At 56.1% G+C, this 25,136-nt stretch carries 25 protein-coding genes and 1 other RNA gene; 7 read left to right on the plus strand and 19 right to left on the minus strand.

Features of this window, described 5'->3' with window-relative positions; all coding sequences use genetic code 11:
* Nucleotides 1-34 precede the first annotated feature (34 nt).
* Complete coding sequence (locus tag AC2FAK_RS06035) at nt 35-880, plus strand: nickel/cobalt efflux protein RcnA (protein WP_058684053.1); 846 nt, start codon at nt 35-37, stop codon at nt 878-880.
* A 33-nt stretch (nt 881-913) separates the two neighbouring features.
* Here AC2FAK_RS06035 and AC2FAK_RS06040 read toward each other — a convergent pair whose 3' ends face one another.
* From AC2FAK_RS06040 to yczE, 3 genes are all read right to left on the minus strand, one after another.
* Nucleotides 914-4,006: a beta-galactosidase gene (locus tag AC2FAK_RS06040; protein WP_095454705.1), complete on the minus strand. Its 3,093-nt coding sequence runs from the start codon at nt 4,004-4,006 to the stop codon at nt 914-916.
* 103 nt (nt 4,007-4,109) lie between these two features.
* A complete protein-coding gene (locus AC2FAK_RS06045) occupies nt 4,110-5,180 on the minus strand; it encodes a LacI family DNA-binding transcriptional regulator (RefSeq protein ID WP_095454706.1) in 1,071 nt (356 codons plus the stop codon).
* Nucleotides 5,181-5,257: 77 nt separating this feature from the next.
* A complete protein-coding gene (gene yczE, locus AC2FAK_RS06050; RefSeq protein ID WP_013095879.1) occupies nt 5,258-5,869 on the minus strand; it encodes a membrane protein YczE in 612 nt (203 codons plus the stop codon).
* An 85-nt stretch (nt 5,870-5,954) separates the two neighbouring features.
* Between yczE and yczR the strand changes: the two genes are divergently transcribed.
* A complete protein-coding gene (gene yczR / locus AC2FAK_RS06055) occupies nt 5,955-7,376 on the plus strand; it encodes a MocR-like transcription factor YczR (protein ID WP_095454707.1) in 1,422 nt (473 codons plus the stop codon).
* 78 nt (nt 7,377-7,454) lie between these two features.
* Here yczR and AC2FAK_RS06060 read toward each other — a convergent pair whose 3' ends face one another.
* From AC2FAK_RS06060 to ffs, 3 genes are all read right to left on the minus strand, one after another.
* Entirely contained in the window at nt 7,455-7,670 is a 216-nt protein-coding gene (locus tag AC2FAK_RS06060; RefSeq protein WP_013095877.1) for a hypothetical protein, read from the minus strand.
* Nucleotides 7,667-7,918 carry a hypothetical protein gene (locus AC2FAK_RS06065; protein ID WP_020686138.1) on the minus strand — a complete coding sequence of 84 codons (252 nt, stop codon included), beginning with the start codon at nt 7,916-7,918 and terminating at the stop codon, nt 7,667-7,669. Before AC2FAK_RS06065 ends, AC2FAK_RS06060 begins: the two co-directional genes overlap by 4 nt.
* 265 nt (nt 7,919-8,183) lie before the next feature.
* Nucleotides 8,184-8,280, minus strand: an RNA gene (gene ffs / locus AC2FAK_RS06070) — signal recognition particle sRNA small type.
* Between the two features lie 169 nt (nt 8,281-8,449).
* On the opposite strand from ffs, the gene AC2FAK_RS06075 reads away from it, so the two are divergent.
* Nucleotides 8,450-8,761, plus strand: coding sequence for an MGMT family protein (locus tag AC2FAK_RS06075; RefSeq protein WP_023620099.1), 312 nt, complete (start codon nt 8,450-8,452; stop codon nt 8,759-8,761).
* Between the two features lie 29 nt (nt 8,762-8,790).
* On the opposite strand, the gene AC2FAK_RS06080 is transcribed toward AC2FAK_RS06075, so the two are convergent.
* The gene (locus tag AC2FAK_RS06080; RefSeq protein WP_013095874.1) at nt 8,791-9,318 is read right to left on the minus strand and encodes a YbaY family lipoprotein; all 528 of its coding nucleotides are present in this window, start codon (nt 9,316-9,318) and stop codon (nt 8,791-8,793) included.
* 203 nt (nt 9,319-9,521) lie between these two features.
* Here AC2FAK_RS06080 and tesB point away from each other — a divergent pair, with 203 nt between their 5' ends.
* The gene (gene tesB, locus AC2FAK_RS06085; protein WP_040021540.1) at nt 9,522-10,382 is read left to right on the plus strand and encodes an acyl-CoA thioesterase II; all 861 of its coding nucleotides are present in this window, start codon (nt 9,522-9,524) and stop codon (nt 10,380-10,382) included.
* 84 nt (nt 10,383-10,466) lie between these two features.
* On the opposite strand, the gene amtB is transcribed toward tesB, so the two are convergent.
* The 5 genes from amtB to AC2FAK_RS06110 form a co-directional block, all read right to left on the minus strand.
* A complete protein-coding gene (gene amtB / locus AC2FAK_RS06090; RefSeq protein ID WP_013095872.1) occupies nt 10,467-11,753 on the minus strand; it encodes an ammonium transporter AmtB in 1,287 nt (428 codons plus the stop codon).
* 35 nt (nt 11,754-11,788) lie between these two features.
* Nucleotides 11,789-12,127, minus strand: coding sequence for a P-II family nitrogen regulator (gene glnK, locus AC2FAK_RS06095; RefSeq protein ID WP_008503304.1), 339 nt, complete (start codon nt 12,125-12,127; stop codon nt 11,789-11,791).
* A 222-nt stretch (nt 12,128-12,349) separates the two neighbouring features.
* Nucleotides 12,350-14,131 carry a SmdB family multidrug efflux ABC transporter permease/ATP-binding protein gene (locus tag AC2FAK_RS06100; protein ID WP_013095870.1) on the minus strand — a complete coding sequence of 594 codons (1,782 nt, stop codon included), beginning with the start codon at nt 14,129-14,131 and terminating at the stop codon, nt 12,350-12,352.
* Nucleotides 14,124-15,896 carry a SmdA family multidrug ABC transporter permease/ATP-binding protein gene (locus tag AC2FAK_RS06105; RefSeq protein WP_095452984.1) on the minus strand — a complete coding sequence of 591 codons (1,773 nt, stop codon included), beginning with the start codon at nt 15,894-15,896 and terminating at the stop codon, nt 14,124-14,126. Before AC2FAK_RS06105 ends, AC2FAK_RS06100 begins: the two co-directional genes overlap by 8 nt.
* 30 nt (nt 15,897-15,926) lie before the next feature.
* Nucleotides 15,927-16,385, minus strand: a complete 459-nt coding sequence (locus AC2FAK_RS06110; RefSeq protein WP_020686133.1) for an Lrp/AsnC family transcriptional regulator — start codon at nt 16,383-16,385, stop codon at nt 15,927-15,929.
* A gap of 115 nt (nt 16,386-16,500) precedes the next feature.
* On the opposite strand from AC2FAK_RS06110, the gene AC2FAK_RS06115 reads away from it, so the two are divergent.
* Nucleotides 16,501-17,547 (plus strand): PLP-dependent cysteine synthase family protein, encoded by a 1,047-nt coding sequence (locus tag AC2FAK_RS06115; RefSeq protein ID WP_058678437.1) that lies wholly within the window; start codon nt 16,501-16,503, stop codon nt 17,545-17,547.
* Nucleotides 17,548-17,588: 41 nt separating this feature from the next.
* On the opposite strand, the gene cof is transcribed toward AC2FAK_RS06115, so the two are convergent.
* Nucleotides 17,589-18,407, minus strand: a complete 819-nt coding sequence (cof, locus tag AC2FAK_RS06120; protein ID WP_038418803.1) for an HMP-PP phosphatase — start codon at nt 18,405-18,407, stop codon at nt 17,589-17,591.
* A gap of 101 nt (nt 18,408-18,508) precedes the next feature.
* Here cof and AC2FAK_RS06125 point away from each other — a divergent pair, with 101 nt between their 5' ends.
* Nucleotides 18,509-20,209, plus strand: a complete 1,701-nt coding sequence (locus AC2FAK_RS06125; protein WP_095454708.1) for an SgrR family transcriptional regulator — start codon at nt 18,509-18,511, stop codon at nt 20,207-20,209.
* 66 nt (nt 20,210-20,275) lie between these two features.
* The gene (queC, locus tag AC2FAK_RS06130) at nt 20,276-20,971 is read left to right on the plus strand and encodes a 7-cyano-7-deazaguanine synthase QueC (protein WP_095454709.1); all 696 of its coding nucleotides are present in this window, start codon (nt 20,276-20,278) and stop codon (nt 20,969-20,971) included.
* A 2-nt stretch (nt 20,972-20,973) separates the two neighbouring features.
* On the opposite strand, the gene AC2FAK_RS06135 is transcribed toward queC, so the two are convergent.
* From AC2FAK_RS06135 to hupB, 6 genes are all read right to left on the minus strand, one after another.
* Nucleotides 20,974-21,303: an addiction module antidote protein gene (locus AC2FAK_RS06135; RefSeq protein ID WP_013095863.1), complete on the minus strand. Its 330-nt coding sequence runs from the start codon at nt 21,301-21,303 to the stop codon at nt 20,974-20,976.
* Nucleotides 21,290-21,643, minus strand: a complete 354-nt coding sequence (locus AC2FAK_RS06140) for a type II toxin-antitoxin system RelE/ParE family toxin (protein ID WP_095454710.1) — start codon at nt 21,641-21,643, stop codon at nt 21,290-21,292. Before AC2FAK_RS06140 ends, AC2FAK_RS06135 begins: the two co-directional genes overlap by 14 nt.
* A gap of 47 nt (nt 21,644-21,690) precedes the next feature.
* Nucleotides 21,691-22,089, minus strand: coding sequence for a YbgC/FadM family acyl-CoA thioesterase (locus AC2FAK_RS06145; RefSeq protein ID WP_095454711.1), 399 nt, complete (start codon nt 22,087-22,089; stop codon nt 21,691-21,693).
* A gap of 99 nt (nt 22,090-22,188) precedes the next feature.
* Nucleotides 22,189-22,569, minus strand: coding sequence for a helix-hairpin-helix domain-containing protein (locus tag AC2FAK_RS06150; protein ID WP_028028047.1), 381 nt, complete (start codon nt 22,567-22,569; stop codon nt 22,189-22,191).
* A gap of 148 nt (nt 22,570-22,717) precedes the next feature.
* The gene (ppiD, locus tag AC2FAK_RS06155; RefSeq protein ID WP_038418799.1) at nt 22,718-24,589 is read right to left on the minus strand and encodes a peptidylprolyl isomerase; all 1,872 of its coding nucleotides are present in this window, start codon (nt 24,587-24,589) and stop codon (nt 22,718-22,720) included.
* 212 nt (nt 24,590-24,801) lie between these two features.
* Nucleotides 24,802-25,074: a nucleoid-associated protein HU-beta gene (hupB, locus tag AC2FAK_RS06160; protein WP_002444653.1), complete on the minus strand. Its 273-nt coding sequence runs from the start codon at nt 25,072-25,074 to the stop codon at nt 24,802-24,804.
* Nucleotides 25,075-25,136: the final 62 nt, after the last annotated feature.

A 25,136-nucleotide genomic window follows, 5' to 3' on the forward strand; every position in this document is an offset into this window, starting at 1 on the left:
CTATCTGCGCACCTTTTCCAGTGCGGATTTTGTAATGAACGATTTTGCTTCTCTTCTGCAACAGGGCAACGCATGGCTATTCATTCCCAGCGCGATCCTGCTCGGTGCCCTGCATGGTCTTGAGCCGGGCCACTCTAAAACAATGATGGCGGCCTTTATTGTGGCGATCCGCGGCACGCTGAAACAGGCGGTATTGTTGGGGCTGGCGGCCACGCTTTCCCATACCGCGGTGGTCTGGATCATTGCCATGGCGGGATTATGGTTTGGTCGCGGCTGGGATGCGCAAACCTCTGAACCCTGGTTCCAGCTTATCTCTGGGGTATTGATCGTTTTGATCGCGCTGTGGATGGCGTGGCGTACCTGGAAGGAGAATCAGCCGCACGATCATCATCACCACCATGACCATGACCATGACCATGACCATGACCATGACCATGACCATGACCATGACCACCATCATGATCATCACCACCATGAACATCAACTGGTTGCAGAGGAGTGGCAAGACGCCCACCAGCGCGCCCATGCGCAGGATATCAATCGTCGTTTTAACGGACAAAACGTCACCACCGGGCAAATTGCGATGTTTGGGCTGACCGGCGGGTTGATCCCCTGCCCGGCGTCAATCACCGTCCTGCTGATCTGTCTGCAGCTCAAGCACTTTGCCCTGGGCGCCACGCTGGTATTTAGCTTCAGTATTGGTCTGGCGTTAACGCTGGTGGCATCGGGCGCGATTGCCGCGTTAAGCCTTAAACATGCCACAAAACGCTGGCCGGGGTTCAGCGAGTTTTCTCGCAAAGCACCGTGGTTCTCTGCGGCACTGATTATCCTGGTGGGGGGTTACATGATCCTGCACGGGTTAGGCGGTATCCTGGCCTGAACCAGGCGGCCAACGCGTGGCCGCCACCGAAGGTCAGTTGAGGTTCTGACGCCAGCTAAAGCGATAGCGAAGCTGACGATTTTGCAGGATGAATTCCGGCGAGACGCTGGGGCTCCAGGAGTCATCTCCACCCACGCCCATATGGAACGCATCAAGATTGAGCCAATACCCCGGCTCGTCACGCAGCAGATGGTGATGGGTTGTCTCACGCAGCTGTTGCTGGCTGTAGCGGCTCACAGAGAAATGGAACTGCCCGTTCAACTGATGCGTCCCCAGCACCAGTTCACGGGTATCGCACCGCAAGCCGTTTTCCGTCGGGAAGATGTACGGCGTATGCATTGCCTGCAGCGGCAACGTCCAGCGTCCCTGCTGTGCTGCCAGCTTTCTGTCCGGGTAGTTTTCATGCGGCCCCAGCCCCAGCCAGTGAACGGCTTCCGGCGGCCGGGCAAGATGCATGCTCAGGCCAATACGCGCAGGCTCCGGAATATCAGACGCAACCTCTACTTCAACCTCACCGTGCAGCACACCCTGATCGTCCACCCGCCAGACTTTACGGCTCAGGAACAGCGCTTTGCCGAGATGTTCCCAGGCATGCAGCGTCGTGACTACCGCCTCGCGGGCATGCTGCTCTCCTTCACAACGCAGCAACCGCGGGGTGATGTCGTACATCCCCGCTGCCTTCCAGCGCTCCACCCATGCATTTGGATCGATACGCGTGGCCTCGCTGACCCCGATATCATTGTCCAGCGGCGCGCGGGTAAAGTTATCCGTCAGCGGCGAGAGCAGCGTTTCAACGCCATTGTTCAGCCACTGCGTCAGGTGTCCTGAGGTACGGTCAACTATCCATCGCTGCTGCTGGTGCGTCAGGGTCAGCATCTCATCGGTTTGCGTCAGTACCGGGGGCACACCCACCGGTGCGGGCGGGGCGATAAACAACGGTGCCGGGAGTGGCCATTGATCCCACGCGCAGCGATGGTTTTCCGGTGACCACGGCGTTGCCTTCAGCTGGTACACCTCTACATTCAGCCAGACCTCGCCCGGCTCTGCCGTCAGCGCGGGCAGCGAGATGTCCAGACGCTGAGTCTTCTGAGGCGCGATGGAGAGCGTAACCTCCCCCTTAGCCAGCACCGTTCCGTCACGGGTCACCGACCATCTGAGCACCTCGTTATCCGTATGACGGAACAGGTAATCGCTTTGCACGTCCACCACCAGCGGAGAAGTGCTTACCCGCGTAAAGGTAAAGAACTGCTGGGCGCGCTGAGCCTCATACAGTGCCGGGTGCGGCGTGCGATCGGGGAATACCAGCCCGTTAAGGCAGAACTGTCGGTCATTGGGTGTATCACCAAAATCGCCGCCGTAGGCCCAGAACGGGGTGCCATTTTCATCTTTCTTCGTCAGCGCCTGGTCGACCCAGTCCCAGACAAATCCTCCCTGCAGACGCGGATGGCTACGAAACGCCTGCCAGTATCTGGCGAAGCCGCCAAAGCTGTTGCCCATTGCGTGGGCGTATTCGCAGAGGATCAGCGGTCGGGTTTCATCCGGCAACCCGATCCATTTTTTAATGGACCATTTCGGCACCGCCGGGAACGGCTGATCCTGATCAACACGGGCATACATCGGACAAATGATATCGGTCGCCGCCGTATTCGCCCCACCGCCTTCATATTGAACCGGGCGCGTCGGATCGGTGGTTTTTAGCCAGCGATACAGCGCGTCGTGGTTTGCACCGTGGCCAGACTCATTGCCCAGCGACCAGATGATAATGGACGGATGATTACGATCGCGTTGCACCATGCGGGTCACGCGCTCACTCATGGCGGGCAGCCAGCGGGGATCGTCAGCGAGACGACTCATCGGCACCATGCCGTGGGTTTCGATATTGGCCTCGTCAACCACATACAGGCCGTAGCGATCGCAAAGCCGGTACCACAGAGGATGGTTTGGGTAGTGCGAGCAGCGCACGGCGTTGAAGTTGTGTTGCTTCATGATTTCGATATCGCGACGCATCGTCGCTTCGTCCATCACCTGGCCGTTTTCCGGGTGATGTTCATGCCGGTTGACCCCGCGGATGAGCAGTGGCTTGCCGTTGAGCTTCAGCAGGCCATTGCTGATTTCAACGCGGCGGAAACCCACGTCACAGGCTTCAATCTCCAGCACCTCACCCTGCGGGTCCAGCAGCGCGATCGTCAGCCGATAAATCGCTGGGGTCTCAGCACTCCATAAAGCGGGTGACGCAACCGGGATCGCCACCGTCAACCGCTCGGCCCAGTTGCCGCGTTCATCCACAATGGCCGAGCCTGGCCGCCGCGTGGCGCTGGCACAGCGTTCACCGTTGCGCCAGAGCGTTATTGCCACCTCGCACTCCGCAAAGTGAGCGCCCGCCAGGGCGACATCCACCTTCAGCACGGCGCGATCCAGCTCCGCATTGAGGTCGGTGACAACCTGATAATCCGCGATGTACGTCTCCGGCTTATGCAGCAGCGACACATCGCGGAAAATCCCGCTCATGCGCCACATGTCCTGATCTTCCAGATAGCTTCCGTCGCACCAGCGCAAAACCATCACGGCCAGGCGGTTCTGGCCAGCACGCAATACGCCCGAGAGATCGAATTCGGCCGGCAGACGGCTGTCCTGGGAATACCCCACCCACTGACCGTTGCACCAGAGATGAAACGCCGAGTTCACGCCATCAAAGATAATGCGGGTTTGCCCGCCCTCGAGCCACGCGTCCTCCACTTCAAATGTGAGCGAGTAACAACCGACCGGATTCTCTGCCGGAACAAAGGGCGGATTGACGGGAATGGGATAGGTGACGTTGGTGTAAACAGGTGTATCAAACCCCTGCATCTGCCAGTTTGACGGCACCGGCATCGCAACGGCATCCGGGCAATCTTCGCCTGTCCATGCCTGCGGAACCTGCTCAGGTGCAGAAAAGAAGCTAAATCGCCACTCCCCATTCAGGGAACGTCGGCTGATGGATGCCGCGTCCTCTCTGGCGGCGTGTTCATTACGCCAGCTGTGAAATGGCGCATGCGCCGCCAGCCGGTTCCACTGGGTGACGCCGGGATTTTCCCAGTCCCGACGGGCCAGAAGTGCGCTGAGAGTCAGCGAGACAGTATTGGACATGTTTTCCTCTTTGCGAAGCGCTCACAACTCGACTCAACATGCCCTGGCAAACTGCCGCGGTAAAGCGCGGGATCGCCGTGTAGCGAGTCAGATCACAAAAGGGTTACTGGCGGGCAAGTTGCTCTGCCAGCAGGGCCAGGCTTTTGAGCTGCTGCGCAAGATTCTCACGATCGGCCTGCTGAGGGGTGCGACGGGCACTGGATTGTCGGCTAATCAACGTGACGGGCAACTGAACCTGCCAGCAGGCTTCATGGCGGGCGGGAGTCAGCAGCCACTCCACACTTTGTTCACCTGCCTCGCGAAATGCCTGACGGATGGTGGTAAGCGGAGGTGAAAACCAGGCGCTGTCGGCGGTATCGTCAAACCCCACTATCGATATCTGGCCCGGGATCGTCACCCCTTTTTCCGCGCAGGCCCGCATCACCCCCAGCGCCATTTGATCGTTAGCCACCAGAATGGCGTCCGGTAACGTTGCAGCAGACAACAGCGCATGCCCCTTCTCATAACCGCAGGCTGCGCTCCAGTCGCCGTAGGCCACCGCCGCCGCCTCAAGGCCAGCTTCCGCCAGCGCGGCTTTCCATGCCGCCAGACGGGCACGAGCGGAAACAGAGCTTTCCGGCCCGCTCAGCAATGCAATACGCTGATGCCCGAGCGACAGCAAATGTTCAACGCCCAGACGAGCGCCCTGTTCAGCATTGAACACCAGGCTGTTGACCGCTGCCGACGGAGAGACATCCAGAAACAGCACCGGCACGGGCGACGCCAGTGCCTTGAGTTGTTCGGCATGGGGATCGTCAAGCGGCACGTTCACCAGCAGGGCTTCCACGCGCTGCGCCAGCAGCTCCTGAAGCGCGGCCTGGCACTGTTGCGGATGTTCCACCATTGAGATCAGTACGCTCGCCCCCTTTTCTACCGCCCGGGATTTGACCGCAGAGACAATTTGCGAAGGCGCGTGCAGCGCCAGATCGGTAGTGATCAGTCCCAGCGTACGGGTGCGCTTGCCCGCCAGCTGCTGCGCGCCACGGTTAGGAACATAGTGCAGCTCCGCCATGGCCTGCTGCACCTTTTCCCGTGTCCGGGCAGAAACATGCTCCGCGTCGTTAATCACACGGGAAACGGTTTGATAAGACACCCCCGCAAGGAGGGCAACATCATAGAGGGTAATGGCTTTCATGCGTTCCGGCCTGGTGTTAACAGAGCCGTCTATTGTGGCACAGCGCGGCCATTAATACCTGTGAGCGCTTCGCAAAATTAAACAACCCGCTCTGGCTGAGGAACGTTATCCGTACGCGGCTTCTGACGGAACCACGGCAAACAGAGCTGGATAAGCGGGCCGATGGTCAGGGCATACAGTACCGTCCCGACGCCAAACGTTCCGCCAAGGACGCAGCCAATCAGCAGAACACTCACTTCAATTGAGGTTCGAACGCTGCGGATTGACCACCCCAGCCGGGCGTGAATGCCGGTCATCAGTCCATCGCGTGGGCCCGCCCCGAACCCGGCACCGATATACATACCGGTTGCTATCGCGTTCAGCACAATGCCCCCAACCAGCAGAGCAATCCGAATGGGGAGAAGATCCAGCTCGGGGATAAGGGCCATCGAGGCATCCGCCGCCAGGCCAATACAGACTACGTTACTGAGCGTTCCCAGCCCAGGCATCTGACGCAGCGGGATCCACAGCAGCAGCACCGCGGCACCGGTCAAAATAATCACCGTACCGATGGTCATCCCCAGCTGTAATCCCACCCCAAGGTGAAACACATCCCACGGGTCAACCCCCAGATCCGAACGAATAAACATCGCGGTTGAAAGCCCGTACAGGCCTAAACCAACGTACAGTTGCAGCAGACGACGTACCATTTTAGCTTCTCCAGTGAACCAGGCTTTCATCTTGTTCGAAAATGGCACTATGATTAATGTCCAGTTTTCAAATAGTGGACTGCATATGTCATCACGCCGTTTCGGAAGTCAGTCGCTGGTTCGCCTTTTGGGCCACTGGCAACAAACCCCGTCCCGAACCCCACTCTGGCGACAGCTGGCCGACGCGTTGCGCCTGCTGATCCTCGACGGCAGGCTGGCGTTGAGCACGCGCCTGCCCGGTGAACGTGAACTGGCCACGGCGTTAGATGTAAGCCGGACGACCATCAGCAGCGCGCTGGCCCATCTGCGAGAAGAAGGGTATCTGGAGAGCCGCCACGGCAGCGGTTCACGCGTGATCCTGCCCGATACCCGTGCCATACCGACGCTTTCAGCGGCAAGCGCAGCGCTGGATCTCTCCACTGCCGCCCTGAATGCCGGGCCAGAGATCCACCAGGCTTACACCTGGGCGCTCACCGCGATCACCCAGCATCTTACGCTGACCGGTTACGATCAGCTCGGCCTGGCGGCTCTGCGCGACGCCATTGCCGCTCGCTATACCGCACGCGGGCTGCCGACCCGCGCAGACGAAGTGATGGTGGTCAATGGTGCCGTCAGCGGGTTTGCGCTGGTACTGCGGATGATGGCCGGCCCGGGCGATCGCGTCGTGGTCGATCATCCCACCTATCCGCTGGCGATTGCAGCCATCCAGGGGGCATCGTGTCGGCCGGTGGGCGTGTCGCTGCCGGAAAGCGGTTGGGATACGGATGGCTTTGCAGCCACGCTGGCACAGACGGCACCGCGCCTGGCGTACCTGATGCCGGATTTTCACAACCCAACAGGGCGATGCATGGATATCGCCACCCGTCAGGCAATAACCGACATTGCCACTCGCACCCGTACCACGCTGGTGGTCGATGAAACGATGGTCGATCTCTGGTTTGAAGCACCGCCCCCGCCGCCGCTGGCGTCGTTTAATTCGCAGGCTACGGTGATCACCCTGGGTTCGGCGGGAAAAAGTTTCTGGGGTGGGCTGCGCCTCGGCTGGATCCGCGCCTCGTCGCGCACCATTGCCACACTTGCCCAGACGCGGGATACGCTGGATTTAGGCTCGCCGCTGCTGGAACAGCTGGCCACGCTGTGGCTTATCAACAATAGCGAGACATTTCTGCCTGCGCGCCGGAAAATACTGAAGGAGCGACGCGACCGCTGCGGTGAACTGCTGCGCGAACATTTTCCCCAGTGGCGGTTTCAGGAGGCGGAAGGCGGGCTATCCTACTGGATCGAGTTACCGGGCATGCTGGCGACACAGCTCGCCGCACGTGCAGAGATGTTGGGGATTAATCTGGGAACCGGCACACGCTTTGGGTTATCGGGTGCGTTTGACCGCTACTTACGCGTGCCCTTCTCGCTCGAGTCGGCAGAGCTTGAGCAGGCGTTGCTACGAATCAAACCGGTTTGGCTCGCATTAAATAAAACCGCGCCGTCGGTAAAACGCAGTCTTGTTTAATATAAAAGTTTGAAGTAGATCATAAAATAAAAACTGCTGACTGTCATACGGCAGTCAGCAGTTTTCACCAGTCAGGAATCAGTGCTGAGGAGGAATAGGAAAACCTTTCAGTGAAATAACAAAACTTTCACCGTCTTTCTTTATTTTTGCGCCGGTATCACACCAGTCAGACGCAATACGAAAGAACTCATCACTTCCTACATTCCAGCCAAGACGGACATGCTTTACGTAGCCTGAACGCAACAGATCGCAGGCTTCTTTGTAGTCACTGGCGGTCGATAGTTGTTGTTTCATTTTCTCTTCTTCAGAAGTTTACGTAGAGCTTTGATTTCTTTAGGAGTAAAAGGCGTTACACTCTCTTCTTCCGTATGCTGATTATCAATATCCTCTTCCGATACTCCCACCTCGTCTGCGGCTTCAAATGCCAGCAGCAGCAACTTCTCTGTGGTCACGCTTAAGTTTTCGTTATTCACTTCCGCATAGTGGCGAAGTCTTTCTTTTAGCGCTTCGTCAATCTTAACGTTTAATACCGCAGTAGCCATGATTGTCACTTCCCTTCGGAATAAGTGCTTTATTTAATACACGATGTTAACAATGTAATCCAGATATATATTTTTAACTTATGACAGAAAAAAGACGCCCAGAAATAAAATGACAGTCTATTATTACAAGTTTATGACAGTAATATTTCAGCGCGATGAAATATATATTACACCACGAATTAAACCCTGTTAATTCTGTGGAATAGCCATGCCGGAAGGAAGTAAAAAACGGGGAGATGTTGCCAGAAGCACAAATGGGTGGGGGCCCTGCCAGCTACATCCCGGCACACACGTCGTCTGCCCTGGCTGCTTCCTTCCGGACCTGACCTGGTGAACAGAGTAGCGTTGCGGGAGAACCAACAGAGCCCCCATTGTGAGCGTTGTTACCCAACGCGCTGGCGCATTATCCCTGTGCTAACGGTCAATTGCAAGCTGCCAGCAACCGGATGGTGGTTTCTTGCGCAAACAGGCACAGCAATCGGCGCAATCTTCGTTTAACATGGCACTTCACTCATCCCCACAGGTGTACTGATGGACGAACACGACTCCTTTCCACAGCGAGTGTGGCAAATTGTGGCCTCCATTCCGGAGGGCTACGTGACAACCTATGGTGACGTCGCACGTCTTGCTGGCTCCCCCCGCGCGGCGCGTCAGGTGGGTGGCGTGCTAAAACGGCTTCCTGAAGGCAGTACATTGCCCTGGCATCGGGTTGTGAATCGTCATGGTGCCATCTCGCTCACCGGGCCGGATTTGCAGCGCCAGAGGCAGGCATTACTTTCAGAAGGGATACAGGTGTCCGGGTCAGGGCAGATTGATTTGCAGAAGTATCGCTGGGTGTATTGACCCCCTCCCCCGAAGGAGAGGGGAACACATTACAGCTGAGTCGGTGGAGTAGGTACAGACGGTTGGTTCGTCTGTGGCGCAATTGGCACTTCGGTTTGCTGCACCGGCACCAGGTTCAGGTCGATTTTCGTCCCACCGTTGTTGATGGCTTCCTGAACCGTATCGGTAATAAACACCAGCTTACCGTTGATGGTTACCGCAGCGCTCAGAAGGATACGGGCGTTCGGCTGTACGTCTGCCGGGTTATACGGCAGCACGAAGCTAAACGGTGCCTGCTTACCTTCGGTACGAACAGCACGCTGGGCCACCACTTTCGACGGCGCGTCGGCCAGAGAAGCATCAGACAGCGTGACCGTTAATACCGCATCCGGTGGTAAAGCGACTCGCTGTTTGATCCAGATAGTACCGGAAACATTAGGTTGCTGAATGGATTGCTGTGAGAGTGTATTAATCCCATTTGGATCTGCTGCTGGCACCGGCACCTGGGCGCTCTTACCTGCACAGGCGGACAACGCCACCGCAATAGCTACACCACTTAGCATGGGCACGAGTTTCATTGAAGTCTCCTTATCATCAATGCACCAGCGGGATCGATCCCATCCGATGTCGTTTCAAACACATATCGTATTCAAGTGTGGCACAGATCACTGATTAATGCCTAAATTCTCCCTGATATTCAGATAATTCTACCCGTCGGACCACTTTCATTTCTGCGTTATACTCTGCCTATCTTTCGCCACGGCGTTTATTGAGGACAACTATGAGTCAGGCACTGAGCAATCTGCTGACATTACTGAATCTGGAAAAAATTGAGGAAGGACTCTTTCGCGGACAGAGCGAAGATTTGGGCTTGCGTCAGGTCTTCGGCGGGCAGGTCGTCGGACAGGCACTGTACGCTGCCAAGGAGACCGTCCCGGCAGACCGTCTGGTGCACTCCTTTCACAGCTATTTTCTGCGTCCTGGCGATAGCGCAAAACCCATTGTGTACGACGTGGAAGTGCTGCGTGACGGCAACAGCTTTAGCGCGCGCCGCGTGGCAGCCATTCAGAATGGCAAGCCCATCTTTTACATGACCGCCTCTTTCCAGGCACCGGAACCGGGTTATGAGCACCAGAAAACGATGCCAGCGGCACCGTCGCCGGACGATCTTAAATCGGAGACCGATATCGCCCGCGCGCTGGCCCACTTGCTGCCACCGCAGGTCAAAGAGAAATTCCTTTGTGATAAACCTCTGGAGATCCGTCCGGTCGAATTCCATAACCCGATGAAAGGCCATACGGCCGAGCCGAAACGCCAGGTCTGGATCCGCGCCAACGGCACCGTACCAGAGGATTTCCGCGTGCATCAGTATCTGCTGGGCTATGCGTCAGATTTTAACTTCCTGCCGGTTGCACTGCAGCCGCACGGCGTGGGGTTCCTTGAAAAAGGGATGCAGGTTGCGACGATCGATCACTCGATGTGGTTCCATCGTCCATTTAACATGAATGACTGGCTGCTCTACAGCGTGGAAAGCACCTCGGCGTCCAGCGCTCGCGGGTTTGTACGTGGAGAGTTTTATACGCAGGACGGCGTGCTGGTCGCCTCGACGGTGCAGGAAGGGGTGATGCGTAATCGCGGGTGATGATGCCCTCACCCTGGCCCTCTCCCACTGGGAGAGGGAATAAACACTAAAAACGGCAATCGGAGATTGCCGTTTTGCTGTTTATTATGCGTTATACGCATTCTCGCCGTGGCTGTTGACGTCGAGACCTTCGCGCTCCTGCTCTTCCGGTACGCGCAGACCCACAGTCATGTCCGCCAGTTTGTAGCCAATGAAGGCCACCACAGCAGACCACACAACGGTAATGGCGATACTTTCCAGCTGCACCAGCACCTGGTGAACCATGTCAACGCCCTCAGCGTAACCCACTCCGCCCAGCGATTTCGCGGCGAAGATACCGGTCATGATACAACCGACGATACCGCACACGCCGTGCACGCCAAAGACATCGCAAGGGTCATCCACGCGCAGAAGACGTTTCAGCGCCGTCACACCCCACAGACCCGCCAGACCTGACACCAGGCCGACAAGCAGCGCACCACCGACACCGACGTAACCACATGCTGGGGTGATACCCACCAGACCGGCAATGGCACCCGAGCACGCGCCCAGCAGAGAAGGTTTACCGCGAACCGCCCACTCACCAAACACCCAGGAGAGGATTGCACCCGCCGTGGCCACCACGGTATTCACGAAGGCCAGCGCAGCGATTTCGTTAGCAGCGCTCGCAGAGCCGGCGTTGAAGCCGAACCAGCCAAAATAGAGGATTGCTGTACCGGTAAAGACCATCGGCAGATTGTGTGGTTTGAACGCTTCTTTGCCAAAGCCCACGCGTTTGCCAATCAGGTATGCACCCACCAGACCCGCTACCGCGGCGTTGATGTGAACAACGGTACCGCCTGCGAAATCCAGCGCGCCGTGCGACGCCAGCAGACCGCCACCCCAGACCATGTGTGCAATCGGCACATAGGAGAGTGTCAGCCAGACCACCACAAAGATCAGAACGGCGGAGAAGCGAATACGCTCAGCCAGCGCCCCCACAATCAGTCCCACGGTGATACAGGCGAACGATCCCTGGAACGCAACGTGGATGTACTGATAGAAACTGCCCATTACCGCGGTCAGTTCAATATTTTTTAACATGGCCCAGTTGAAGTTGCCGAAGAAAGCGTTACCTTCACCGAAGGCCAGAGAGTAGCCGTAGACCACCCACAGCACGCAAACCAGCGCGAACGTCACGGCAACCTGCGTCAGCATGGAGAGAACGTTTTTGCCACGGATCAGGCCGCCGTAAAACAGCGCGATGCCCGGAATAGACATGAACAGCACCAGCGCGGTGCTGATCATCATAAAGGCGTTATCGGCTTTGTCTGCCACCGCAGGAGCAGCCATTGCCAGGCCCGGCAGCAGTGCCAGCGAACCCAGACCCGTTTTGATTGTTGCTATCTTCATTTTCTCGATCCCTATCACTGTGTGCCAGGAGTTACTTACAGTGCCGCTTCGTCAGATTCGCCGGTACGGATGCGAATGACGCGCTGCAGTTCGGCAACGAAAATTTTGCCGTCGCCAATTTTGCCGGTATAGGCCGCTTTGCTGATCACATCGATGACTTCATCAAGCTGGTCATCAGCAATCGCGACATCAATTTTTACTTTTGGCAGGAAGTTAACGCTGTATTCCGCCCCGCGATAAAGCTCGGCATGACCCTTCTGACGACCGAAGCCTTTCACTTCGGTGACAGTCAGTCCCTGAATACCCATTGAAGACAACGCTTCACGCACGTCTTCGAGTTTGAATGGTTTGATTACCACCGTAACCAGCTTCATAGATCCCCTCCAGTCAGAATTCGGTAATGGCCGCAGCTAACACGCAGGAGACATTGCAAGGGGTGTGCCAGAAATGAAAACGGAAGGGAAAAGCGGCGCAATGCGCGTTAAAAGACCATTCATGGTCAACAGGTGAAAAAAAACGCACCATGGCAGTGCATGGCGCGTTTCGGTTTTGCACCAACAGCGGTGACTGTTAGCACGTTGCCTGTTTTTGGTGCATCAGGCGCTAAGCGACTCTTCCTCACGGACGCTGGCCGCCAGCTCTTCACCCGCCAGTTGCAGCTGATACATCTGCCAGTAGCGGCCTTTCGCCTCCAGGAGCGCCCGGTGCGTACCGCGTTCAACGGCCTGTCCGCGATGCAGCACCAGAATGGTATCTGCGTCGACAATCGTTGAAAGACGGTGCGCGATAACCACCAGCGTCGTGTGGTCGCGCACGGCGGCCAGTGCCTGCTGGATAGCCTGTTCAGTACCGGAGTCGATGCTGGCCGTCGCTTCATCCAGAATCAGCACCTGTGGCGTTTCAATCAGCACACGCGCCAGCGCCAGAAGCTGTTTTTGCCCGACAGAAAGATTATTCCCCTGCTCGCCCAGCCGGGTGTTGATTCCGTCGCTGAATCCGCGTGCCAGCTCCGCGAGCTGCACTTTTTCCAGCACGGCCCAGACCTGCTCCTCGGTATAATCACGCCCCAGGGTCACGTTGGCGTAAAAGGTATCGGCCAGCACAACCGGATCTTGCTGCACCATCGCTACACCTTTACGCAATACGCTGTGGCTGAGCGACGCCAGCGGACGTCCATCCAGACGAATTTCGCCTTTCGTTAACGGGTAGTAGCCCATCAACAGGCTTGCAAGCGTACTCTTGCCGCTGCCGGTATGCCCCACCAGCGCCACAAAGCCGCGCGACGGCACATCAAGATTGATGTCCTGCAACACCAGCCTGTCTTCACGGTAGGCAAACGAGACATGGTCAAACGTAATCGCCCCGCTTTGCAGCGGTGCTGTATCCTCACCATAGGTCTGACGCGGTCTGTCCATCAGTTCAAAGACGCGCTCGCCGGCAACCACCGCCTGCTGCAACATGGATTGTTGGGTTGTGAGTTCAATCAGCGGCTCGTTCAGGCGTCCCAGATAGCTGATAAAAGCATACAGAACCCCCACTTCAATCGTTCCGCCCGGACTCAGGCCAAAGAGCATCAGCAGGCCGCAAAGCACCAGTGCCGAGAAGAGGCTCAGCAGCGGACGCAGCAGGAAACCATCAAGGCGCAGCGTCTGCATACGCGCCATATAGTGCGAACGGCTGGCTTCGCCCATGCGCTCGCCAAAGCGAGCCTGCTGGCGGAACTGCTGGATGACGCTCATGCCGTTGATCACTTCGTTGAAGCCATCGTTAATATCGGCCAGGTAGGTCCGCACCCGACGTACAATAGGTGTGCTGTAGCGCTGATAGATCACCATCACAATCAGCACCGCCGGGAAAATCGCGATCGCCACCAGCGCCATGCGCCAGTCAAGGCTGAACATCGCTACCAGCATGGCGCCAATCAGCGCGGCACTGCGCAGCACGGTCGCCACGACCGTCACGTACAGATCGCGGATCACCTCGGTATCGTTGGTCACCCGCGAAATCACCTGCCCGACCGGCTGGATATCAAACTCGCTCAGCGGCTGGCGCAGCGCAGCATCCATAACGTCGGTACGCAGCTTCTGAACCACACCCACCGCCGCCCGGTTAAAGAGCAGCGACTGCGCATAGTGCAGGCCAGCCGCTGCCAGCTGTAGCCCCACATAGGCCACGCCTAACCCCGCCACCAGCCCCAGCGGCAAATAGCTTTTCGCAACCATATTGTCGATGAAATAACTGATGAGCAGCGGACCGCTCACTTCTGCAATCGCCGCAATCCACAGCAGCACGACAGCAAGAGCAAGGGGTTTTCGCCATGGTGAACCGTAGGCCAGCAGGCGTTTTAGCGTCGGCCACTGCGTTTTTGATTTACGCATTAGCGTCCTCCTCTTCCTGTTCCGGGGCATCGTCGAGTGCCGCTTCAAGCTGCTGATAGCGATACATATCGCGATACCAGCCCGGTTGCTCCGCAAGCTGGTCATGCTGCCCGCGCTGGGCAATGTGCCCGTGCTGCAACACCAGAATTTCACTGGCTTCCGTCAGCGCTGACAAACGGTGGGCACTGATGATCACCGTCCGTCCGTCGCTCCACTGGCGAAGGTTATGCAGGATCTGGTGCTCGGTTCGACCATCCACAGCAGAAAGCGCATCATCCAGGATCAGGATTTCAGCATTGAGCAGCAGCGCACGGGCAATGGAAATTCGCTGTTTTTGCCCGCCAGAGAGCATAACGCCACGTTCACCCACCTCCGTTTCATACCCCTGCGGCAGACGCAAAATATCGTCATGTACGCTGGCTAAGCGCGCCACATGCTCAATCTCTTCCTGCGTGGCCGACGGACAGCCAAGGGCTATGTTGTTCGCCACAGTGTCAGAAAAGAGAAACGGCGTCTGGCTGACCACGGCCAAACGGCGACGCCAGTCGTCTAGTTGCAGTGTCGTGAGAGGAAGATTGTGGAAACGAATGTCCCCCAGCGTGACATCAAAGTGACGCTGGAGCAGCGAAAGAACGGTACTTTTACCGGATCCCGTCGGGCCACAGATCCCGAGCATTTGCCCCGGTTGCAGCGTAAAGCTGACGTTTTCCAGCACCGGATGTTCCGTCTGCGGATAAACAAACGTACGGATGTCGACGTTCATCACCCCACGCCCTTCCGGTACCGGTTCGGTACCGTCGTTGACCACTGGCGCTTCAGACAGCATGGCGCGAATGCGGCTATAGGCGGCACTGCCGCGCTCCACGATGTTAAACATCCAGGCCAGCGCCAGCATCGGCCAAATCATCAGCCCCAGGTACATGGCAAAACTGGTTAACTGCCCCAGGGTCAAGGTGCCCTGCACCACCATCCAGCTCCCGCCACCGACGGCCAACAGGTTGGCCATGCCAATAGCGATATAGATGGTCGGATCAAAGCGCGCATCAATACGCGCAACGCGCATGTTTTTTGCGCCGGTGTCTGCGGCATCGGCCGCAAACAGGGCAGATTGCCGATCCTCCAGACCAAAGGCTTTGATCATGCGGATACTGGTCATACTCTCCTGCGTGCGATCGTTTAGCGACGAAAACGCCGCCTGCGCCAGCTTGAAACGCTCGTGCAGTTGTTCGCCATAACGGTTGATCGCCAGCGCCATCAGCGGCATCGGCAGCAATGCCAGCAGGGTAAGTTGCCAGCTAATCTGAGTGGACATCACAATCAGAACCGCGCAGCCCATCACCAGCGAATCCACCAGCGTTAACACCCCTTCCCCGGCGGCGAACACCACGCGATCGACGTCGTTGGTGGCGCGGGCGATGAGATCCCCGGTACGATGGCGCAGGTAAAACTCGGGGTGCTGGCGGCTCAGCTGACGGTAAAAATCCTCGCGCAGCTCAACGGCCAGCTGATAGGACGCGCCAAATAGCAGCACGCGCCAGACGTAACGCAGCAAATAGACGATGACGGCCGTCAGCACCAGCGTGCCAACCCACATCAACACCCGTGCGGTGGTGTAATGCTGTTCCGTAACGCCATCCACGACGTAGCCCACCACCTTCGGCGGGATCAGCTGCAAAATGGCAATGATGATAAGCAGGAGAACTGCGCCGAGGTAGCGCTGCCACTCCCGACGAAAGTACCAGCTTAGTTGGGCAAATAATCGCACGCGGTTTGTTCCTGAAGGTATTTTATGGAGTTATTCAATGGGTAACGCTGTGGTGTATTTAATCTGTTCCATGGCGAAGCTTGAGGTGACGTCCGACAAGCCCGGTACGCTATTCACCAGCCGCTTGTAGAAATCATCATAGCGCTTCATGTCTGCCACCTGGACACGCATCAGATAATCGTACTCCCCGGCCATACGCCAGAAGCCGAGGACCTCCGGCATGTCAGAGACCTGGTTTACGAAGCGGCAATACCATTCGCTGCTGTGGTGCTGCGTTTTTATCAGGACAAAGGCCGTCAGGCCCAGCCCCAGTTTTTCGGGATCTAATAACGCGACACGCCCCAGCAGAATGCCGTCATCTTCCAGCTTCTTGAGGCGCTTCCAGCACGGTGTGGTGGTCAGATTAACGGCATCTGCCAGCGCCTGCAAAGAGAGGGTGCAGTCACTTTGCAGCAATGAAAGCAGCTTGCGGTCAATTTTATCTAGCATACCCACCTCACAGAGAAAATTTTTCTCCCTTCATTCTATTTTAAAGGCCAGATAGCAACAATTTTTTCTGTGCTTTTCGCTATGCTGGGCACAAAATGACAAACGGATAATTACGATGAATAGCAACTGGGTTAAACATGCCATCAGCGAAATCAATGCCGACTACCAGCGCTCGGCCGACACCCATTTAATCCGCCTCGCCCTGCCGGGGTTTGCGGGGATTCAGCTGTATCTGAAAGATGAAAGCACCCATCCTACGGGCAGCCTGAAGCATCGTCTGGCGCGTTCGCTGTTCCTGTATGGCTTGTGTAACGGCTGGATTAAAGAAGGCACGACAATTATTGAATCGTCATCCGGTTCAACCGCCGTCTCCGAAGCCTATTTCGCCCGTCTGCTGGGCCTGCCGTTTATCGCTGTCATGCCCTCCTGCACCGCGAAACGCAAAATCGAACAGATCGAATTTTATGGCGGACGCTGCCACTTTGTAGAAAGCGCCTGCGAAATTTACGCCGCCTCGGAAATGCTGGCCCGTGAGCTGAACGGCCACTATATGGACCAGTTCACCTTCGCCGAGCGTGCAACCGACTGGCGTGGCAATAACAATATAGCGGACAGTATTTTCCGCCAGATGACTCATGAGCCTCATCCGGTTCCGTCATATATCGTCATGAGCGCCGGTACGGGCGGAACCTCGGCCACCATTGGCCGCTATATCCGCTGTCAGGGCTACGATACGCAACTGATGGTGGTTGATCCGCAAAACTCGGTATTCCTCGACTACTGGCAAAGCCGCAATGCCGAGCTGCGCAGCCCGGTGGGCAGTAAAATTGAAGGGATTGGCCGCCCGCGCGTTGAGCCGTCGTTCATTCCTGATGTGGTGGATGAAATGCTCCGCGTACCGGATGCCGCCAGCGTCGCGACGGCCCACTGGCTGGAGACGCAGTTGGGCCGCAAGGTGGGTGCCTCTACCGGTACCAATATGTGGGGTGCGCTGCAGCTGGCAGCACGCATGCGTGAAGAGGGCCGCACGGGCTCTATCGTCACGCTGTTGTGCGACAGCGGAGAGCGCTACCTGGAAACCTATTACAACGCGGAGTGGGTGCAGGCAAACATCGGCGATATTGCGCCGTGGCAAGCGCAAATTGCACAACTGGTGAAATAAAAAAAAGCCAGACCGAAGTCTGGCTTGCTGGAAGGGTCTCACTATTCGGGGGAATATGGGAGGGTGTTGTTGTCCAGCCAATGTGTTAAAAAATGGGACACCGCTTCATTACGGCAGTGTCCGATAACTGGCAGATGAGGAAGCGCAGAGATCAGCTGCGGCATAGCATTCCCCATAATCAAACCGCGCCCGACGCTGCCCAGCATCTCGCGGTCGTTCATGGCGTCACCAAACGCCATACACTCCTGCAACGTCAAGCCCAGGTGGTCGCTCAAAACCGCCAGGGCAGAACCTTTATTACACCCCACCGGCAACACTTCCAGACAATCCACCGCCGAAAAGGTCAGATGGGCCCGGTCGCCTAACGCCTCATTCAACTGAATACGTAAGCGGCAGAGATCGTCGTGATCGCCACAAAAACAGATCTTGGTCACCGCGTGGGCAGGGATGCGGCGCAGATCCATCAGCTGATAGCGAAAACCGCTGTAGACATGCGCATGGAGAAGTTGAGGGATTTCACGACCGGTAAACCAGCCGTTATCGTTAAAGACATGAACGCTGGCCTGGGTATCCCAGGTACTGTGCAGCACAATATCCGCCACTTCCGGGTTGAGATCCTGACGGTGCAGCACCTCCCCTTCGACCGAATGAATTCGTGTTCCGTTGCCGGTAATCAGAAATGCATCCAGGGAAAATGCGCCCAGCAGATGGCGCATCTCCAGCACATGACGGCCAGTGGCAAACGTCAGGGTTACATCACGCTCACGCAGGCGCTTAAGGGTGTTCAGGGTTTTCTCCCCTAAACGGTGATCCGGCATTAACAACGTGCCGTCCATATCAAATGCAGCGAGCCGAGCCATCATAACTCCCGAAATGTGATGCGATTAACTTGTGCATCAGTATTGCGTGAGATATACGGAAGTAATAGTGAATAGATGAGAATTATTGTTCCGGGTTTATTATGCGCCAGCTCAACCGCCTCAAACAGTATCAGCGCCTGTGGCAGCCTTCCGAAGGGGCACCGCAGCAGGTCACCATTGCGGAGCTCGCCAGCCGCTGTTTTTGCAGCGAGCGGCATGTTCGCACCCTGCTGCGTCAGGCGCAGGAGGCTGGCTGGCTGAACTGGCATGCACAGTCTGGTCGTGGCAAGCGCGGCGAGCTCAGGTTTTATGTCAGCCCGGAATCACTGCGCAATACGATGATGGAAGAAGCGCTGAAGCATGGCCAGCAGCATAACGCCCTGGAGCTGGCCCAGCTTGCGCCAGAAGAGTTGCGGGAGTTGCTGCATCCCTTTTTGGGCGGACAGTGGCAAAACGATACGCCGACGCTGCGCATTCCCTATTACCGCTCACTGGATGCGCTGCTGCCTGGCTTTTTACCCGGCCGGGCGGAGCAGCACCTGGCAGGCCAGGTTTTCTCCGGGCTGACGCGCTTTAACGGCAACAGCAGCGAACCGACGGGCGATCTTGCCCATCACTGGGAAGTCACGGATGGCGGCCTGCGCTGGCATTTTTATATCCGCTCGACCCTGCACTGGCATAATGGCGACAAAATCGAGACAGCGCAGTTACAGCGGAGCCTGAAGGCCCTGCTTATGCTGCCAGCCCTGCGCAAACTGTTCCAGAGCGTATTAGATATCGAGGTCACTCACCCGCAGTGCCTGACGTTTACCCTGCATCAACCGGACTACTGGTTGCCCCATCGTCTGGCGACCTACTGTAGCCGTCTGGCCCACCCTGACCAGCCCATGACGGGCAGCGGCCCTTTCAGGCTGAGCGTGTTTGATTCCGAGCTGGTGCGTCTGGAAAGCCACGAGCAGTACCATCTTAGCCACCCGCTGATCAAGGCGATTGAATACTGGATCACGCCGACGCTATTTGATTACGGACTGGGGACCAGCTGTCGTCATCCGGTGCAGATTGCCATTGGCGAGCCTGATGAACTGGAGAGCCTGCGGCTGGTAAGTAACAGCACCAGCCTGGGCTTCTGTTATCTCACCCTGAAACAGAGCGACCGGATGAATGCACTGCAGGCACGACGGCTTATCAATATCATCCATCTCTCAACGCTGCTGCATACGCTCCCGCTGAACGAAGGGTTGATTACACCAACAGAAGAGCTGCTTCCAGGCCTGCCTATTCCCCAGTGGCCGGATTTAACGCACGTTCCTTTACCGGCAGCGTTAACCCTCGTCTACCATTTGCCCGTTGAGTTACACACCATGGCAAACCAGCTAAAACAGTATCTTGCGCAGCAGGGCTGCGAACTGACCGTTATCTTTCACGATGCGAAGACGTGGGACGGATGTCCGCAGCTTGCCGATGCGGACATGATGATGGGAGACAGGCTGATTGGCGAAGCGCCGGAGTATACACTTGAACAGTGGCTTCGGTGCGATACCCTCTGGCCGCATCTGCTAAGCGCGCCGCAAGTTGCGCATCTGCAAGCCACGCTGGATGCCGTTCAGACTCAGGCCGATGAGCAGGCAAGACACGCTGGCCTGAGAGCCATCTTTACCCGGCTGATGGATAATGCGGTGCTGACGCCCCTGTTTAACTACCAGTATCAAATTAGCGCGCCACCGGGAGTAAACGGAATACGACTGAATACCCGTGGCTGGTTTGATTTCACTGAAGCCTGGCTTCCAGCCCCCCGGTCGTGAAGAAGCTGGTCGTCGCCGAAGTCAGACGGTAACATAATGTTTTTACCGTAACTGTCGAGATGATTTATGAAACGTGCCGTCGTCGTGTTCAGCGGAGGACAAGATTCCACTACCTGCCTGGTTCAGGCGCTTCACCAGTACGATGAAGTGCATTGTGTCACTTTCGATTATGGCCAGCGCCATCGCGCTGAAATCGACGTTGCCCGCGAACTGGCACTGAAACTGGGCGCACGCGCGCATAAGGTGCTGGACGTCACGCTGTTAAACGAACTGGCCGTCAGCAGCCTCACTCGCGACAGTATTCCTGTTCCTGATTACACACCTGACGCCAGCGGTATTCCCAATACCTTTGTGCCGGGCCGTAATATTCTTTTTCTGACCCTGACGGCCATCTACGCCTACCAGGTGCAAGCCGAAGCGGTGATCACCGGCGTTTGCGAAACCGACTTCTCCGGTTACCCGGACTGCCGCGACGAGTTTGTGAAAGCGCTCAATCACGCGGTAAATCTGGGGATGGCCAAGGAGACGCGCTTTGAAACGCCGCTCATGTGGCTTGATAAAACGGAAACCTGGGCACTGGCGGACTACTGGGGCAAGTTGGATTTGGTTCGCAGCGAAACCCTGACCTGCTACAACGGCATTAAGGGCGACGGATGCGGCCAATGCGCCGCCTGTAACCTGCGTGCCAATGGCTTGAATCACTACCTGGCAGATAAAGCCAGTGTGATGGCCGCAATGCAGAAAAAAACCGGGCTGAAATAGGGTTATTTGACCGTGCTGTCGAACAGTTTTACACCGGCAGCACGCGTGACTTTCATTAGCGTCGTCAGTGTTGGGTTGCCATTATCAGACAAGGTTCGGTATAGCTGCTGACGGGAAAGACCTGCTTTGGCAGCAATTTCACCTATGCCGCCGCGGGATTCGATGACCTGGCGGAGTGCAATGAGATAGGCAGGGATCCCCTGATCCTCATAAATTTCTTCCAGTGCTATTTGCAGGTAAAGTTGAGCGTAGGAAGGGTTTTCACGAAGCATTTTTACAACCGCATCGTGATGGTTAACAGAACTTGAATAGTGTCGTTTAGAAGTGCTCATCTGTTTTTCCTTTAGATAGATGATCTTTCAAGAAATCTACCGCCTGTTTAACATCTTGTTTTTGACTCTTCTTGTCACCACCGATGAGTAACAACAAGACCCTCTGATGCTCTACGGCAAAATAGATCCTGTAACCGGGACCACTATCAATTCGCATCTCCCAAACACCTTCTCTAAGGTATTTGTAATCACCAAAATTATGCTTTATTGCACGGTTAATACGCATAAGGATCCGTAAAACGGTCTCCGGATCCTTTCTACGCATCCTGGTTATCCACTCCTCAAGCGGCACTTTGCCGTCACGGGTCCGATAACGCTCAACAACATAGTCCCTGTCCATTATTCTATCCCTGGAAAAACACTTTGTCTTTTATAAAAGACAAAAAATCACACGATCATCAACTCCAGCTTTTCCCGCAACTCCCCTTCCAGCGGCAGTGCTTTCTGCGTTTTCAGATCGATACAAACGAAGGTGATCTGCGCATCGGCTACCACCTGCCCTTCCGGATCCAGCGTCACGACCTGACTGAGCACGCCGCTCTTCCCGTTTAGCTGTTGCACCTGGCTGGTCACTGTAAGCACATCCCCCAGCACGGCCGGGCGACGGTAGTTGATATTGATGTTGACGACCACGAACGCAATGTTGTGCGCGGTCAGCCATTGGAAGCTTTCGCTGTTTTCCAGCCCGTCCCAGCGCGCCTCTTCCAGAAATTCGAGATAGCGGGCATTATTCACGTGCTGGTAAACATCAAGATGAAAACCGCGTACTTTGATTTTTGTCTGCATAGCGCAATAGCCTTTACTGTTGTTATAGGATAAGAGGTCAAGACTGGTATGACCTCTTTATCCTGGCAAACTTTTGCTGCTGTGCAAGTAAAACTGAAATTACAACGTCAGGTGTGAGAGGTTGCGCTCAACCAGTGAACTGCCCATCCCCGGAACCTGCCTGAGGTCGTCAACCGTTTTAAACGGGCCGTACTCTTCACGGTAGCTGACGATAGCCTGCGCTTTTTTGAGCCCTACGCCGTTCATCACGCGGGCGAGATCTTCAGCCGAGGCCGTATTGATGCTGACGCGTGTACCGTCGTCCTCTGTGCTTTTGCCAGGTTCAGCGGCTTTAGTTTGGGCAGATGCCTGTGCAGCGGGGTCAGTTTTGCTCTGTACAGACTGCGTTTTGGCTGCGGGGGACGCCGCCAGTGCGCCTGCGCTCATTCCGGTAGTGGCAATAGCCAGTGTGATTAGCAGTGCTTTGATTCCACATTTCATGCTGTTATCTCCTTGTTTGTTGACAGCCATGTCACCATAGCCGTCAGCCAAAGGAGGCTCAAATATGCATTTACAGAAATGGAAAAGGCCGCGAAAGCGGCCTTCAGGGTTTGCAGAGCGTTACGAAAATCTGCGAGCAGATACGTAATTATTGCTGCTGAGTGATGGCATCGCCCAGCTTGATTTTGGCTTCTTTACGCAGGTTGCTCATCATCGCTTCGAAAGCAATCTGGGCATTGTTCTGGGTGATACCCTGAACCATTGCTTTCTTTTGCGCTTCTGGCATGGTGCCGGCTTTCACTTCATCCAGCGCCAGCAGAACAACGTTCCCCTGCATGTCGGTTGTTGTCCCGAAGCTCGGTTTGTCTTTCGCTGGCAGGCTCAGACCAAACACAGCCTGGCTGATTGGGTCCTGACCGGTACGGCTCAGCGTTTTCGCGTCACCGAAGCTCAGACCCGCCGCTTTCAGGGCGTCTTCTTTACCGGCTTTCAGGTCAGCCAGGATCTTCTCAGCATCCAGTTTTGCCTGCTGTTCCGCTTTGCTATGTTTAACCTGCGCCACAACCTGATCTTTCACTTCCGCCAGCGGTTTTACCGCTTCAGGCTTGTGCTCGCTCACGCGCAGAACAAACGCACGGTCACCGTCAACGGTAATGATATCGGAGTTGCTGCCCGGCGTACCGTTCTCGCCCACCAGACCACCGTTGAAGATGGCATCCGAAACCGGTTTGAAGTTCAGCTCTTCCGGCAGGTTGTCTCGGCCAAACCAGCCGGTCTCAACCGCTTTCACGCCAGCAGCCTGCTCTGCACCGGCCAGAGATTCGTTGTCGTTGCTCGCCGCATCGCTCACTTTCTGCTGCAGAGCATAGTACGCATCAAGCGCTTTTTCCTGCTTCACTTTGGCGGCGATATCATCACGCACCTCAGCCAGAGGTTTGGTTTTAGCGGCTTCGATATCATCCAGACGCGCAACCAGGAAACCAACGGACGATTTAATCACACCCGACAGCTGACCCTTGTCTTTCAGACCGGCATTTTTCAGCTCATCCGGCGTAGTCGCCGCTTCCAGCCAGCCCATATCGCCGCCATTTTTGGCAGAGATGATGTCGGTGGATTTTGCTTTCGCAACGGTGGCGAAATCTGCGCCTTTGTTCAGCTCATCCAGCACCGCTTTGGCATCGGCTTCGGTTTTGGTCTGAATCACGCTGTAGCGGTTACGCTGCGGCTGAGTGAACTGATCCTGATGCTGATCGTAGTAAGACTGGATTTCTGCATCAGTCGCGGTTTCCTGCAACGCAGCAGCATCCAGTTTGATATAGCTCACGCGGAACTGCTCAGGTGCAACAAAGCTGTTTTTATTCTGCTCGTACCAGGCGTTAACCTCTGCGTCGCTCACCTGCTGCTTCGCCGCGAGCGCATTCACATCGATGGTCGCCTGACGCACAACACGCTGCTGTGCCACCAGGGCTGCCAGTTCGTCAGTTTCACCTTTAAGCATGAAATCAGTACCAACCACCGCGTTGATGAGCTGTTGCGTCGTCAGCTGGTTACGCAGCGCCTGCGCGTATTGATCGGCCGTCATGCCCATCTGATTCACAATGCTGTTATAGCGAGCGTTGTCGAACTTGCCGTTAGACTGGAAAGCCTGAGTCGAGAAGATGGCTTTTTTAACCTGCTCGTCGCTGATACCCAGACCCAGTTTTTTGGCATATTGATCGAGGAGCGCTTCGTCAATCAGGCGGTTCAGCGTCTGCTGGCGCAGGGTTTTCATGTATCCTTCGTTCGCAGCCAGCTCAGAGAATTGGTCGCCCAGCTGTTGCTGCATACGGTTACGTTCACCGGCAAACGCGTTCTCGAACTGACCGCGGCTGATTTCCTGGCCGTTCACTTTTGCGGCATAGTTTGCGCCACCGCCGATAAGGTAACTGCTCACGCCGGTCAATATGAACGACACGATAATGATACCGAAAATAATCTTGAGCACGAGACTGTTAGCAGCCGTGCGTAAGCTGTCCATCATGGTGTAACAACACTCCGCTGTAGGTGACTGGTTACCTGACGCTAACGGAAAATCCTGACCGTCGCGCGTAAAGGCGTATTGTGACAAGAAAACGGGGCGATTGTCAGCCCACAACTCGCATAAACTCGCACAAATCAGGTCTGGACAAATAAAAAAGGCACATCAAATGATGCGCCCTTGTACTTTTCAGCTTCCCTGAAACGGGAAAGCAATCAGTTTACTGCGTCTTTCAGCGCTTTACCTGCACGGAAACCCGGCACTTTAGCGGCAGCAATGGTGATCTCTTTACCGGTCTGAGGGTTGCGGCCAGTACGGGCAGCACGCTCTTTAACAGCAAAAGTACCGAAGCCTACCAGTGCAACGTCGTCCCCAGCCTGCAGAGATTCAGTAACAGAAGCAATTAATGCATCTAACGCACGTCCAGCTGCAGCTTTAGAAATATCAGCACCAGCAGCAATTTTGTCAATCAGTTGAGATTTATTCACTGTTCTCTTCCTCTCTTTATAATTTATATCGCGCCTGAATCCTTCACAACGCGACCGCGCAG

It is taken from the genome of Enterobacter cloacae complex sp. 394F7, assembly GCF_057320385.1.

What these genes read in the sequence shown, in the direction of transcription:
- AC2FAK_RS06035 (WP_058684053.1), top strand. Translation starts at nt 35, where the DNA reads ATGAACGATTTTGCTTCTCTTCTGCAACAGGGCAACGCATGGCTATTC.
- AC2FAK_RS06040 (WP_095454705.1), bottom strand. Translation starts at nt 4,006, where the DNA reads ATGTCCAATACTGTCTCGCTGACTCTCAGCGCACTTCTGGCCCGTCGG.
- AC2FAK_RS06045 (WP_095454706.1), bottom strand. Translation starts at nt 5,180, where the DNA reads ATGAAAGCCATTACCCTCTATGATGTTGCCCTCCTTGCGGGGGTGTCT.
- yczE (WP_013095879.1), bottom strand. Translation starts at nt 5,869, where the DNA reads ATGGTACGTCGTCTGCTGCAACTGTACGTTGGTTTAGGCCTGTACGGG.
- yczR (WP_095454707.1), top strand. Translation starts at nt 5,955, where the DNA reads ATGTCATCACGCCGTTTCGGAAGTCAGTCGCTGGTTCGCCTTTTGGGC.
- AC2FAK_RS06060 (WP_013095877.1), bottom strand. Translation starts at nt 7,670, where the DNA reads ATGAAACAACAACTATCGACCGCCAGTGACTACAAAGAAGCCTGCGAT.
- AC2FAK_RS06065 (WP_020686138.1), bottom strand. Translation starts at nt 7,918, where the DNA reads ATGGCTACTGCGGTATTAAACGTTAAGATTGACGAAGCGCTAAAAGAA.
- AC2FAK_RS06075 (WP_023620099.1), top strand. Translation starts at nt 8,450, where the DNA reads ATGGACGAACACGACTCCTTTCCACAGCGAGTGTGGCAAATTGTGGCC.
- AC2FAK_RS06080 (WP_013095874.1), bottom strand. Translation starts at nt 9,318, where the DNA reads ATGAAACTCGTGCCCATGCTAAGTGGTGTAGCTATTGCGGTGGCGTTG.
- tesB (WP_040021540.1), top strand. Translation starts at nt 9,522, where the DNA reads ATGAGTCAGGCACTGAGCAATCTGCTGACATTACTGAATCTGGAAAAA.
- amtB (WP_013095872.1), bottom strand. Translation starts at nt 11,753, where the DNA reads ATGAAGATAGCAACAATCAAAACGGGTCTGGGTTCGCTGGCACTGCTG.
- glnK (WP_008503304.1), bottom strand. Translation starts at nt 12,127, where the DNA reads ATGAAGCTGGTTACGGTGGTAATCAAACCATTCAAACTCGAAGACGTG.
- AC2FAK_RS06100 (WP_013095870.1), bottom strand. Translation starts at nt 14,131, where the DNA reads ATGCGTAAATCAAAAACGCAGTGGCCGACGCTAAAACGCCTGCTGGCC.
- AC2FAK_RS06110 (WP_020686133.1), bottom strand. Translation starts at nt 16,385, where the DNA reads ATGCTAGATAAAATTGACCGCAAGCTGCTTTCATTGCTGCAAAGTGAC.
- AC2FAK_RS06115 (WP_058678437.1), top strand. Translation starts at nt 16,501, where the DNA reads ATGAATAGCAACTGGGTTAAACATGCCATCAGCGAAATCAATGCCGAC.
- cof (WP_038418803.1), bottom strand. Translation starts at nt 18,407, where the DNA reads ATGGCTCGGCTCGCTGCATTTGATATGGACGGCACGTTGTTAATGCCG.
- AC2FAK_RS06125 (WP_095454708.1), top strand. Translation starts at nt 18,509, where the DNA reads ATGCGCCAGCTCAACCGCCTCAAACAGTATCAGCGCCTGTGGCAGCCT.
- queC (WP_095454709.1), top strand. Translation starts at nt 20,276, where the DNA reads ATGAAACGTGCCGTCGTCGTGTTCAGCGGAGGACAAGATTCCACTACC.
- AC2FAK_RS06135 (WP_013095863.1), bottom strand. Translation starts at nt 21,303, where the DNA reads ATGAGCACTTCTAAACGACACTATTCAAGTTCTGTTAACCATCACGAT.
- AC2FAK_RS06140 (WP_095454710.1), bottom strand. Translation starts at nt 21,643, where the DNA reads ATGGACAGGGACTATGTTGTTGAGCGTTATCGGACCCGTGACGGCAAA.
- AC2FAK_RS06145 (WP_095454711.1), bottom strand. Translation starts at nt 22,089, where the DNA reads ATGCAGACAAAAATCAAAGTACGCGGTTTTCATCTTGATGTTTACCAG.
- AC2FAK_RS06150 (WP_028028047.1), bottom strand. Translation starts at nt 22,569, where the DNA reads ATGAAATGTGGAATCAAAGCACTGCTAATCACACTGGCTATTGCCACT.
- ppiD (WP_038418799.1), bottom strand. Translation starts at nt 24,589, where the DNA reads ATGATGGACAGCTTACGCACGGCTGCTAACAGTCTCGTGCTCAAGATT.